Source organism: Marinithermofilum abyssi (assembly GCF_014641195.1).
Lineage (GTDB): Bacteria > Bacillota > Bacilli > Thermoactinomycetales > DSM-45169 > Marinithermofilum > Marinithermofilum abyssi.
Window position 1 is genome coordinate 229,692 of sequence record NZ_BMHQ01000005.1, and the last position, 12,684, is coordinate 242,375.

The following is a 12,684-nucleotide window of genomic DNA, read 5'->3' on the forward strand; positions in this document are numbered from 1 at the left end:
GCCTTAAGCGAACTTCCTGCTATACCCCGTTTGTTTGTCTACGCGATGTACAATCACCGGACGGTAAGCGCCTGCGAGAAAGATGTACCGCAGGACAAAAAGCTTTTTAAAGAAAGCCCTTACCAGTTACACAGCGCTAATCATTTCCTTATGATCACCTAGGGGTGTGAAGGTGATTCTACTAGTATATTATTGCAACAGAAAAACGAATCCACACTTATCTTACTTGAGCCTTCCCATTCTTGCAAGGGAGAAAGACGTATGCTACAATGTTTAGGTATCGCCGCCGGATGGCGGATCGGTGTTAACGGGCATTTTCTGCCGAAGGATTCTCCATCGGAGAGTCATCTGTCTTTTTCTCGGCAGCACGCACGAGGAGGTGGAAATCAATGGCACGTCGTTGCTACGTCACCGGCAAAGAGGGGCACACCGGTAACAAAGTGAGCCACTCCAACCGGAAAAACAAACGGAAATGGGGAGCCAACGTCCAAAAAGTCCGCATTTTGGTCGACGGCAAACCGAAGCGCGTGTACGTCAGCACCAAAGCTCTCAAATCCGGAAAAGTGACCCGCGTCTAAAGGCGCCGGGTTTTTTCATGACCGAACAAAAAGCACCCGCGGAGTTCCGCAGGTGCTTTTGCTATAAAAAATCGATAAATAAATACCAGGTACGCTCACGCCGAAACCACCCGGATGCCCAGGCGTATCCATCAATCCAAATCCCGAAGGAGGGCGGGCCGCTCGTGGTTGCGCACCGTATAAAAGGAAAGGGGGGAATGGAGATTATTTGTTTTTGTTGAAGACACCCAGCAGCGCCTTCACCATTCCGCCGAGAAACTTAGGGAGTTTGATGGTGTAAAATTTCACCCCGGTCCCTCCTTTAACCTGTTGGTCATCGAAGCTTCGCCCCGTCACTTATTTATATTCTATAGGGGGGAATTAGTCCCTAGAACATCATTTCATGGGAGCCCATTTCAATCTTTGCTCTGAATAACCAACAGTTTGCCTTCCTTTATCTGTATATGCCCTTTCCCTTCCACCAATTCATTGCTGATCCCCAGCGGAGTATCCCGAAGGAGTACCGCATCCTCCAGCGGATATAAAAATCCTTTCAACGTGACTCCTTTTACCGTATCGCTCAATGCCAACAGAGAGATATAACGGTAACCCTCCCGTTCCAGTGTCACTTCTTCGGTTCCCTGAAGCAGGATCATCCGATTCCGGGTATTGCGAATCTTCACCGGGATGCCGGATGCGCTCGCCTTTTCCAGCAAAAAAACATTCGCGAGGGCATGATCAAACCGGGCGCCTCCCAACGCACCCAACAGCAGAATTTCCGTCGGCTCCTCTGCCAATGCCTTCTCCAAGGCATAATGGGTATCCGTCACATCCTTGGCTGTCGGCAGTTTATCCACCTGTACCCCTTTTCTCTCCAGCTCTTCCAACAAGGAAGGGCCAACCGTATCAAAATCTCCCACTGCCACATCCGGCAGACACCCGTGCATCACCAAGCTCCGGGCACCGCCATCGACACCAATCACCCGGTCTTCCGGTCGGATCGTCTCCAAATCAGCGGCTTCCACCTCTCCTCCCGCTACGATCACAATGCGGCGAGATGGAGTCATTGGTTCACCCGAATCAGTTGCGGGGCGTTACGGATCAGCAACGCCATCACAGCGGTGGAAACCAGAATATCCGGGAGAATATAAGAGATATTGTAGAGGAAGGAGTAAACCCATACGGACATCCCTTTAGGCGCAAACGAACCGAACCAGACGACACCGGAGATGAAATGCGCCAGAAAACGCAGCAGGCCGGCCAATGTCACTCCTGCTGCGACCTTCCAGAACGTACCCTTTTCCCCTGGTTGAAGCCGAATCCATCCGGCAGTGCCCAGCAAAGCAAAGGCCAAAGGGTAATCCAAAACCACCTGCACCGGATGCACCGGCGGGGTAGCAGCCAGCACAAAATTCAACATCCCCACCAGCAAACCGCAAATGACTCCGGCCACCCAGCCCCGCCGGAAAGACAGGATGACAATCGGAACCATCGCCAAACTGACGGAGCCCCCTTGTGGCCACAATCCCCGAATGGTGATGTAAGTGCTGAACAACACCCCGATTCCAGCCATTATCGCGATCTCAATCATAGTTAACAAACGTTGTCGATTCACTCTGTAACCCTCCCAATCTCCTTGACCCTCAAATCCACATGATTACTTTTGTTTTCCCGCGAGGGCCCCTTGACGAATCTCTTTTATGGCCTGCTTTCGGTCGGCCTGTCCGAACACCGCGGAACCGGCCACCAACACTTGAGCCCCTGCTTCCGTCACTTGCGCGGCAGTCTCCGCATTGATCCCCCCGTCCACTTCGATCCATACATCGTCCCGGCCCGCTTCCTTCAGCATACGGGAAACCTGACAAATCTTGTTAGTCACCTGCGGGATAAAAGCTTGTCCGCCAAAACCGGGATTCACCGTCATCAGCAGAATCAGGTCCACATCTGTCAATACCGGCTCCAAAACCGATGCCGGAGTAGCCGGGTTGATCACAACCCCTGCTTTCGCTCCGCTTTCTTTGATCAGATACAGCGTGCGGTGCAGATGGGGACAAGCTTCCTGGTGCACGGAGATCCAATCCGCCCCCGCTTGGACAAATGCCGGGATATAGCGATCCGGCTCCTCGATCATCAGATGAACATCCAGCGGCAGCTCCGTATGTGGGCGGATCGCTTCCACAATCAACGGGCCGATGGTGATATTGGGTACAAAATGTCCATCCATCACATCGACATGAATCCAATCGGCTCCGCCCGCTTCCACTTCCCGAATCTCGTCACCCAGCCGGGAAAAGTCAGCAGACAAAATCGAAGGTGCGATCTTCACCATGGTCAGTACCTCCTCTGTTCGCTGATTTCTTCAAGGAACTGCAGGTAATGTCGATGACGGGAAGGAGCGATTTCCCCGTTCTCTGCCGCCTCCCTCACCCGGCAATCCGGCTCGTTTTTATGAAGACATCCCCGAAAGCGGCAATCGGGCGCTCGCAGCCGCATCTCCGGGAAACAATCACTTAGGTCCACCGGCTCCATATGTTGAAAAGCGAGTTGGCTGAATCCGGGTGTATCCGCTACCTGTCCCCCTTCAGGGAGGTCCAGCAGCTCCACATGGCGGGTGGTGTGCCGCCCTCGGCCCAGTTTGCGGCTGATGGCCCCGGTCTGTAACTCCAAGTCCGGGTACAAGCGATTGAGCAGCGAAGATTTCCCGACACCGGACTGCCCCGCAAAGACGGAAAGTCGTCCGGTCAGCTCCTCTCTTACTACTTCGATGCCTTCCCCAGTTTTAATACTGGTGGCTACGATCCGATAGCCGGCCGGATCATACATGGCCCGAATCTGCCGCAGTCCATTTGGATCTTCCAACAAGTCCAGCTTGGTAAGCACGATCAGAATCTCCAACCCTTCATGCTCGCAATGAACCAAAAAACGGTCCAGCAGCTCCGGTTGAAACCGGGGTTCGTTCAATGAACAAACAACGACCGCTTGCTCCACATTGGCAATGGGCGGTCGCACCAGTTCCGTTTTACGGGGTTCCACCTGGGTGACAACCCCTTCCCCGTTCGCTGTCCATTCAAACGTGACGCGATCTCCCACCAGGGGCGAAAATTTTCGTTTCTTAAAGATGCCCCGGGCGCGGCATTGCACGTCCCCATCGGGAGTCCGCACATAATAGAACCCGCCCACTGCCCGCACGATTTGCCCCTCCGGCATAGCGTCCCTCCTTCAAAAGTTTTCTTTATTTACAAAAAGGGAACGAGGGGCTCCCTCGTTCTCATTATGCTCGAATCCATGTCAGTTATCAATTATTGGGGAGGTGGTGGATTATTTTGCCCAACGCTGCTGATCCATACCTCTACCGTATCCCCTTTTTTCACATAATCCCCAGCTTTAGGGCGGGAAGCAAAAGCCTTGCCTTGCTCATACCGGTCAGTGGCATCATGAAAATGATACTCGATATTATAAGGCAACTGACCTTTCATACTGTCGATTCTCGATTGAAATAAACCAGTAAAATCTTTCACCTTTACCATACCGCCTGGTGGATTGACGAAGAGCGTCACTTCCGTGTCCGCTCTTTGGTCCTTGTCCAGCGAAGTGCCAGCCTCGGGGGTTTGTTTGTACACAACCCCCGGGCCGTAACTGCTGTCTCCCTCTTTTGTCGTCACAGCAATATTTTTATACCCTTGTCTCTCCAGTATTCTCTTTGCGTTTCCCACCTTTTTGCCGACCACATCCACCATGTGAGCATCGCTGGACTGCACTTGACCGGGCGGATCTTCACCGTCATTGGACATCCAGCCCATGACGGCATCAAAAGTGAACAGGGCCAACCCGGCGATGACGAAGAAGGTGAACAATCCGAACAATACCTTTTGCCACCAGGGCATGTTGGCCTGCACATTTTCCAGCCAGACCACCGTGCGTTCCAGCATGGTTTTGTCCTTATCCGCCGGGACATGGCGCAGCCGTTCCAGGTTGGCCATCGTCTGATCGCCCACTTTGGTCGGGGATTGCGCTTGACTTCCGCTTATCCCGGCAGCGGCAGCACCCGCGGCACCGGTAGCACCCAATCCGTTTATCGACGGCTTGGTATCCCCGTCGGAACGCCATGCCGGCTCATGCAACCGGTCATGATGATAGACAGCATCGATTTCCTGTTTCATCGCCCGCACAGATGGATAGCGATTCTCCGGGTCCTTTTCCAATGCTTTCAGGACAATATGATGAATGCTTTCCGGAATATCCGGATTCAACTGTGCAGGATCCTCCACCGGTTCCTGCAAGTGTTTCATGGCGATACTGATGGCGGAATCCCCATCAAAAGGAAGTCGCCCGGTCACCATCTCATACATGACCACACCGAGAGAGTAGATATCGGATTTTTCCCCGATCACTCCGCCGCGGGCTTGTTCCGGAGAAAAGTAATGAACCGACCCCATCACCGAACCCGCTTGGGTGATGGTGGACGAACTGGTGGCACGTGCGATGCCGAAATCCGTCACCTTGGCCCGACCGTTGTGTCCCAGTAGGATGTTGTGCGGTTTAATATCCCGATGAACGATTTGATTCTCATGGGCATGTGCCAATGCATCGCAAATCTGAGATGCGATCGACACAATTTCTTCTGCTGTCAGCGGACCGTATTGCTGTATATATTCTTTCAGTGTAGGACCTTCGATATATTCCATCACAATGTAATGGGTATGATTTTCCTGTCCCACGTCATAAACACTAACCACGTTGGGATGCGACAAACTGGCTGCCGCCTGCGCTTCCCGACTGAACCGGCGCACGAACTCGGAGTCGTTACTTAAGCTCTCATTGAGCACTTTGATCGCCACGTAACGGTTTAACAGCACGTCCCGGGCCTTGTAGACCACGGCCATACCGCCGCCACCCACGCGGTTGATCACTTCGTAACGACCACCCAACTTTCTCCCTTCCACTGACAAATCACCCCGCTCCCATTCAATCTAGGCGTTTGAAGTTTTCAACCCTGTGTGTTTGATCAAAATAACTGAAATATTGTCCACCCCACCAGCTTCCAAAGCTTTTTCCACCAGAAGGTCCGACTGTTCCTGCACCGACAGTCCCGAGGTCAAAATGGTTCCGATCTCATCCACTCCGACCATATTGTACAATCCGTCGGAGCACAAGAGCAGCGTATCTCCCTCATACCAAGGGGTTACGATCATATCGGCTTCCACTTCTTCGTTGGTGCCCAAGGCACGGACCAACACATTGCGCTGAGGATGCACTTTGGCTTCCTCTTCCGTGATCTCTCCGTGTTTTTTCAACACATTCACCAGGGAATGATCTTCCGTTAATTGGTATAATCCTTCATTATGCAACAGGTACGCCCGGCTGTCACCGATATGGGCCAAAACCACCTCTTCCGGAGACAGTACCGCCGTAATGACGGTTGTACCCATACCCTTGTAACCTTTATGCGAAGCGGCCATTTGGTATACTTCCCGGTTGGCCGCCAGCACGGCCTCTTCCGAGCGCCTGCGCAATTCATTTGTGTCCATGCGGGGTGACAGGGACATCAGCCTTTGCCGGATGATGCGGACCGCCGATTGGCTAGCCACGTCACCAGCCTGATGCCCTCCCATGCCGTCAGCCACGACAGCAACGGTCACTCCCTCGTCCGATTGAAAAAGGCCCACACTGTCTTCGTTATATTCGCGAACACGACCTTTGTGGGTTTGCCACGCCTTTTCCATCACGGTTACCCCTTTCCCTCTCCAACAGCGGGAATTCACCGCCATTCCTCTTGGAGTCGAGAGCTCATGTTGTTGGTTTTGTTCCCGATATCATCTTACGATGTTTTTTGTCCGGAATCCATATGTTTAGCCCGCAATTGTCCGCAAGCGGCATCAATGTCGCTGCCATGCTCACGGCGGATGGTGGTGTTCACCTTGTATCCTTCCAGGATTCGTTTAAATTCGAAAATCTGATTGCGGGGGGTTCGCGTATAATTGCGCTCGGGCACATAGTTGACCGGAATCAGATTGACCAGGCAGTGGGTTCCGGCCAGAAGCTGCCCCAGTTCATGAGCATGTTCCGGTTGATCGTTCTTCCCTCCGATAAGGGCATATTCATACGTGATCCGACGCCCCGTCTTTTCCATGTAATACTGGCAAGCTTCCAGCAACTCCGGCAGAGGAAAGCGCCGGCTGACCGGCATCAACTTCGCCCGCAGCTCCTGATTGGGAGCATGGAGGGAGATGGCCAATACCACCTGCAATCCCTCATCGGCGAAACGATAAATGTTAGGCACGATCCCGCTCGTGGAGACGGTAATGTGTCGCTGGCCGATATGAAGGCCTTTGGGGTCATTGATTACGCGGATAAACTGGATCATCGCATCGTAGTTCTCAAAGGGTTCCCCAATACCCATGATCACTACCGAGCCGACGCGTTCGCCTTCCCGATCCAGATACCGCTGCGCTTCCACCACTTGCGCCACAATCTCTCCGGCATTCAGGTTGCGTTTCAACCCGCCCAGGGTAGAGGCGCAAAACGTACAACCGACCCGGCAACCGACCTGGGTGGTGACACAAACACTGTTGCCGTAATGATGCCGCATGATGACCGTTTCGATAGCATGCCCGTCATGGAGACGGTTCAAAAACTTCACCGTTCCGTCTGCAGATTGCTGCGTCGTAATATTGTCCAAGGGTGCAAAATCAAAAGAATCACTCAGACATTGACGCAGCCCTTTGGGCAAGTTGCTCATCTCTTCAAAAGAAGTGACCCGCTTTTGATATATCCAGTCCATGATTTGACTGGCGCGAAAAGCGGGCTCACCCCGCTCCTGCACCCAGTTTTTCCAATCGGCATGTGTTCGGTCGTACACAAAAGCTTTCATGAAAAAATCCCACCAAATAAATAATGTCCAAAACATTCCTCAAAACTTTCCTTATTATATCAGGCCCGCAAGAGAATGAAAAGGTATAGGGATATGGAGAAACTCCGACAAAAAAAGACGAGGTCCCCCATAAAACCCCGCCATCCATGGTTGTTGGATTCCCGTTTATTGTTTCCTCGGCTTTATTTCGCTTCCAAACCGATCCGCAGAATCTTCACATGGTAGTTAACCCGGACATCCGCCTGGGAAAAGGCTTCACTCCAGTCGAGCTGTTTCCATTTTTGCGGATAATACGCCCGGACCCGGTTTCCAAAGTTACAGGCATCCGTTCGGAATTGCTTCTGCAATCTTGCCACCATGGTTTGAGCAAGGTGCTCGTAACGGCGCCGGACTTGCTTTTCTAGAGCGTGAATGACCGGATCCCGGCTCAAATCTACATCACAACTTTTTTCCACAATTTCTCCCCGAAGATCCACATTCACCCGAATAACCGGCCTGATTCCTTGGAACTGGATCCGAACATCCCGCTTCAAACCTTGAGGTTGAAAAACGATATAACCTCTCTTGTGGCAGGGGGTATTAAACGATTCACCTACCTCTTCATCGCGCAATTGCAGCAGGACTTGACTCTCTTTTCTGGGCAATAAGCCGACCATACGATCTTTGTTCATGATCGCCAGCCCCAACCATCGGACTTTTTCCGGCTCTGCTTCGATAAAATTGAGTATCGGCTGTTTCCCGGGATTAAAGATGTTGGAATACAGGTCACTCAACCCTTCACTGGAATAACGGCCTTCCCGTACACCATTGGCAATCAAGTAGACCATGTATTCCATCGGAATCTGTTCCAGTTTGGGACTGGCTTTCATCGCATCCTTGGCTTTTCCCTTTACCACCAAGGCCCATTGGCGACGCCGAATCTCCTGTTGCCTGCGTAAAGCATCCAACATTCCGGATATCCCTTTGCGTGCCATCTGATCGCCGAGCATGAGCAACTGGGTATGTCCGAAAAAGATCCGCTGATTGGTTTGATTACGAATCTCATTCATCGCATCGTTCAGGGTTTTTCCCACCCCGGTAAAAAGCTGTACCGCAGCTTGACCGCCTTCGCCGCCCCCGCCGCCGGATCCGCCGGATCCCACGACCTTCAACGGATTCGGTACTTGGACCGTCACTTCATATCCCTGAGGGTGCGCATCAACACCCAAAGCAATCACGGAAGTGCGCTCTTCCACTTCCCTGGCGTCCCAACATCCGGTCAATGCCAGTAGCATACACAGGACGGCCCATCCTCTAACTGGTCGGAGGAGTGGGAACATGGGGGTCTCCTCCTTTCTTCCGCCGCAATAAAGCGATTGCCAGCAAAATCAAACCAACCGTTATAGATACGAGGGGACTGTACACCCCGACGATCCAGTTCCAAAAGAACAGATCTTGAATGTCCTTAGGCCAGATCGCCAGAAAATATAGCACCGGGATTAATGCCAGCCCGATCCATTTTCGCGATCGATCCTGTATCCGGAACAGGCGGACAATGATATCGATCAGGGCGGCCAGCAGGTTGACCAGTGTGGTAAACACCGCCACTACCCAAATGGCTATCAGCCCGGATTCCAACCGTTCCAAAATCATTCCCGGGAACTCCGCACTCTTGACCAAATCGAGTGTCGGCCACATCAACCGTTTCAACTCATCGGGGCCGAAAACGGCAACGGATGCGGCTGTCACAATCCAATAGATCAGGATAATGACCGCTATCGCTGACATATGTGCTTTTACCGCTTTTTCCGGCTGTTGATAATAGCCCATAAAGGCAAACACAATACTGGATCCGGAAAAAGCAAAGAAGGACACCAAAATGCCCAGCCCCGCCTCTTTCCAGGACAGCTGAAACAATGGGAGCATATTGAGCCACTCCCCTTCTTTCGCCCATACGGCAAAAATAAGAATGACAGGCAAATACAGCACCGGCAGCAGGAATTCATTGAAACGGGCGATCACTTCCACCGGGGTGCTGGCCACAAAAACGGCCGTTACCAATAGGGTCAAAAGGATCACACTCATCGGAGTAAGCGGAAATATTGCCGTTACCAACACTTCTCCAAAAGTGCGGCAGGCCAAAGCAGAAGCGGAAATCCAAAACAGAGCTATCGCAAAAAAGAAAGGAAGAGCCAGGATTTTTCCCACACCGGAACGTTTTTCAGATCCCAGTAAACGGGGCATCCAAACGGTGCTGTGTTGTTTTGGGAACCGTTGCAGCAGTTTGGTTAGAATATACAACTCCAACATGGCCAGCAAGCCGCCGAGCAAAATGGTCCAAATACCATCGGCTCCCGCAGTCTGGGCAATCCCCCGCTGCATATACAGCACCCCCACGCCGACCACCGTGGTCACAATCAGTGCATGACCCTGGTAGATGGAAATCGGTTGCTCTTTTCCCTGTTTGGAACTCGGGTCCATGGCTTACGTCTCCCCCTCTCTGCGATCGTCTCCCGGCCGGAAAGTGACGGGACGCTTTTTCATCCACGGCCAGGGAACCCGGATCAGCGTATCCTTCACATCACTGATGCGCAACGGGGCAAGCGGCGACATATACGGTACACCGAAAGAACGAAGTTGTATTAGATGCACCAACAAAATCATCAGCGACATCATGATGCCGTACAGTCCGAAAGCCGCGGCCACGATCATAAACGGAAACCGCAGCAAACGAACCGAAATCGCCGCATTGTAGCTGGGGTTTGCGTAGGAACTGATGGTGGTCATCCCTACCACAATCACCATCAACGGGGAAACCAGACCGGCCGACACTGCCGCTTCGCCGATGACCAGCGCCCCTACAATGCCAATCGTCGGACCGATAGGACCGGGCAAACGAACGCTTGCCTCCCGCAAGATTTCCACACTGATTTCCATTACCAAGGCTTCTACTATGGAAGGAAAGGGCACCGACGCTCTCCCTGCCGCCATAGCGATCGCCAATTTGGAAGGAATCATCTCCGGGTGAAACGAGATAAAGGCAATGTACAACGCCGGCAGCAACAGGGCGGTCAGAAATGCTACTAAACGGAGTCCCCTCAGAAACGTAGCGATGAGATACCGCTCGTAATAATCCTCGGGACTCGCATAAAATTGGGAGAATACTGCAGGGGCGATCAGCACGTTCGGAGTTCCGTCCACCAGGATGCAGATTTTCCCCTCCAACAAGTTAGCCACTGCTGCATCGGGACGTTCGGTGTTTTGAATGCCGGGAAAAGGAGTCCAATGGGTGTCCTCGATCATTTCTTCGATATACCCGCTTTCCAAAATCCCGTCCAGTTCGATGGATTTCAGCCGGTCTTCCACTTCTTTGACAACGGCATCATCCACCACCCCTTCGATATACATCACAGAAACATTGGTGTTGGTACGTACCCCGATTTTATAGTTTTTCATACGGAGATCCGGGTCCTTTAATCGCCTGCGGATCAAAGCCGTATTTACCCGGAGATTCTCAGTAAATCCTTCTCGGGATCCACGAATCACCGATTCGGATTTGGGATCGGTCACTCCCCGTTGTTGCCAGCCTTTGGCACCGATCACCGCCCCTTCCGTACACCCGTCCACAAAGAGAATGGCATCCCCGGACAGCAGGGATTCCACCATGGATCGCATTTCCGTCTGCTTTTTTGTCTCCCCTGTATGGAGCAAGCTTTCAAAGATGAGATCCCATAACTCGGTTTTGTTTTTGACTTGTTCGCCCTGCAGCATCATTGGTCGCAGCACAAAGTTGTCCAACAGCGGTACATTGGACATGCCATCGAGATAGAGCAATGCCGCTTGGCGATCAGGGGCATACTGGATGGTGAATTTGCGGGTAATCAAATCCGCTCCGTCCCCCAACACCTGGCTGATAAAACGAATATTTTCTTCGAGATCGGCAGAGACTTTCCGATCCCCCACTTTATCCTGCAATTGTTTTTGGGAGCGTTCCTGCAGTTTTTTTTCCTTGGTCCGTTCCCTTCTCCGTCGCATTTTCCTTTTCATTCCACATCACCACACCTTTACCATTTCCAACGGGTTGGCAAGGTATACCGAGATGAGGCACCCGGTAAGTGAAGGGAAAAACAAAAAAATAATCTCGTATGCACGAGATTCTCAAATTAGAGCCCGACTAGACACGATCAGGCTGTACGTATTCTTTATATGTGACAGTGTTCACTGCCATGCCGCTACCTCCGGTATCAACCATATCCGGATGAAGGGTTCTGCCGTCAGACCCGTTGCCGGTTGGTCCGGCTGAAGTGGATGCTACAGGCGCTTTTCAACTAAAACCAAAAGTCACGAAATCGGCACTTTCCCTCTCAGCTCCATGTACAGCAGTGGGGCAATACTGTTGGAAAAAGCCGATAGATAGCTTTTTTCATCTTCTGTGTAGGACTTTGCCTCATCTCCAGTCACACTGAGCACTCCCAGCACCTGATCTCCTACCTGAATCGGCACACAAATAAGGGAGTGGTAAGTGGATTGCGCTTTGGGGTGCTTCCGAAATCGGCTCCCCGGAGTGTGAATCTCGCCGGAAAAAAAGATCTCGCCGGTGGTAAAGGTGTATCCCGCTGCAGAATCCGCAATCGGCAAACGGAGCTTTTTCATCCCTTCCGGACTGTGAGCGGCGGCTTCATGCACCTTTAAGGTTCCGTCCCCCGCATCGACAAAAATACACACCTTGGGATTGTTGGCTTTGTTGATCGCCATGGAGGCCATCACACTGGATAAAAAATACCGATAAATTCCGTTACGATGTTCTTCAAACCGATCATAATCCCGGGCGACCAGTTTGGCGATTTCGCCGGACAAGACTCGAAGAGCATTGATTACATACTGTTGCTGTTTGTTATCTTCGGCGATATTTTTGTACTGCTGTTGCAACTCTTTTAACCGCTCATTGGATTGCACCTGCAAACCGAACAGAGAAACTTCATCCCCTTTGCTCGCCCGCCATACCAATATCCCGCCCAATAGGCAGACAAAGGCTAAAATCGCATACGCTACCCACGGATTGGCAATGATGATCTTTACAAAAAATTCCGTATCCATCTAACATCACCGTTCTCCATATTTTCCAATATTAAGATTTCTCTTCGCTTTCCTCTGTCCATGCGACCCCGACAGCCTCGCCGAACAAGGCTGTCCCTATGATTGGAATGCGGCATAAGAAATGACGGAGGCAACGGAAACGTTTGATCTGATGCCGTAAGCTGCTAAGCTGCGCCAACC

13 protein-coding genes are annotated in these 12,684 nt (G+C 51.9%); 1 reads left to right on the top strand and 12 read right to left on the bottom strand.

The annotated features are described in order from the left end of the window. Window positions 1-389 precede the first annotated feature (389 nt). Window positions 390-578, top strand: a complete 189-nt coding sequence (rpmB, locus tag IEW70_RS08790) for a 50S ribosomal protein L28 (RefSeq protein ID WP_188647545.1) — start codon at window positions 390-392, stop codon at window positions 576-578. A 204-nt stretch (window positions 579-782) separates the two neighbouring features. On the opposite strand, the gene spoVM is transcribed toward rpmB, so the two are convergent. From spoVM to IEW70_RS08850, 12 genes are all read right to left on the bottom strand, one after another. Next, window positions 783-866 carry a stage V sporulation protein SpoVM gene (gene spoVM / locus IEW70_RS08795; RefSeq protein ID WP_188647610.1) on the bottom strand — a complete coding sequence of 28 codons (84 nt, stop codon included), beginning with the start codon at window positions 864-866 and terminating at the stop codon, window positions 783-785. 107 nt (window positions 867-973) lie between these two features. Further along, window positions 974-1,624 (bottom strand): thiamine diphosphokinase, encoded by a 651-nt coding sequence (locus tag IEW70_RS08800; RefSeq protein ID WP_188647546.1) that lies wholly within the window; start codon window positions 1,622-1,624, stop codon window positions 974-976. Beyond that, window positions 1,621-2,172: an energy-coupled thiamine transporter ThiT gene (gene thiT / locus IEW70_RS08805; protein WP_188647547.1), complete on the bottom strand. Its 552-nt coding sequence runs from the start codon at window positions 2,170-2,172 to the stop codon at window positions 1,621-1,623. The genes IEW70_RS08800 and thiT overlap by 4 nt, the downstream gene beginning before the upstream one ends. Window positions 2,173-2,214: 42 nt before the next feature. Beyond that, entirely contained in the window at window positions 2,215-2,886 is a 672-nt protein-coding gene (rpe, locus tag IEW70_RS08810; protein WP_188647548.1) for a ribulose-phosphate 3-epimerase, read from the bottom strand. Between the two features lie 2 nt (window positions 2,887-2,888). Further along, a complete protein-coding gene (gene rsgA / locus IEW70_RS08815; RefSeq protein ID WP_188647549.1) occupies window positions 2,889-3,764 on the bottom strand; it encodes a ribosome small subunit-dependent GTPase A in 876 nt (291 codons plus the stop codon). A gap of 92 nt (window positions 3,765-3,856) precedes the next feature. Then, window positions 3,857-5,500, bottom strand: coding sequence for a Stk1 family PASTA domain-containing Ser/Thr kinase (gene pknB / locus IEW70_RS08820; RefSeq protein WP_229751905.1), 1,644 nt, complete (start codon window positions 5,498-5,500; stop codon window positions 3,857-3,859). A gap of 27 nt (window positions 5,501-5,527) precedes the next feature. Then, complete coding sequence (locus IEW70_RS08825) at window positions 5,528-6,280, bottom strand: Stp1/IreP family PP2C-type Ser/Thr phosphatase (RefSeq protein WP_188647551.1); 753 nt, start codon at window positions 6,278-6,280, stop codon at window positions 5,528-5,530. A 95-nt stretch (window positions 6,281-6,375) separates the two neighbouring features. Then, window positions 6,376-7,428 (bottom strand): dual-specificity RNA methyltransferase RlmN, encoded by a 1,053-nt coding sequence (rlmN, locus tag IEW70_RS08830; RefSeq protein WP_188647552.1) that lies wholly within the window; start codon window positions 7,426-7,428, stop codon window positions 6,376-6,378. 182 nt (window positions 7,429-7,610) lie between these two features. Continuing rightward, complete coding sequence (locus tag IEW70_RS08835; RefSeq protein WP_268234844.1) at window positions 7,611-8,747, bottom strand: Ger(x)C family spore germination protein; 1,137 nt, start codon at window positions 8,745-8,747, stop codon at window positions 7,611-7,613. Continuing rightward, window positions 8,722-9,888 (bottom strand): GerAB/ArcD/ProY family transporter, encoded by a 1,167-nt coding sequence (locus IEW70_RS08840; protein ID WP_188647554.1) that lies wholly within the window; start codon window positions 9,886-9,888, stop codon window positions 8,722-8,724. Before IEW70_RS08840 ends, IEW70_RS08835 begins: the two co-directional genes overlap by 26 nt. Window positions 9,889-9,891: 3 nt before the next feature. Next, window positions 9,892-11,454, bottom strand: a complete 1,563-nt coding sequence (locus IEW70_RS08845) for a spore germination protein (protein WP_188647555.1) — start codon at window positions 11,452-11,454, stop codon at window positions 9,892-9,894. A 294-nt stretch (window positions 11,455-11,748) separates the two neighbouring features. Next, window positions 11,749-12,504 carry a GAF domain-containing protein gene (locus tag IEW70_RS08850; protein WP_188647556.1) on the bottom strand — a complete coding sequence of 252 codons (756 nt, stop codon included), beginning with the start codon at window positions 12,502-12,504 and terminating at the stop codon, window positions 11,749-11,751. Window positions 12,505-12,684 lie beyond the last annotated feature (180 nt).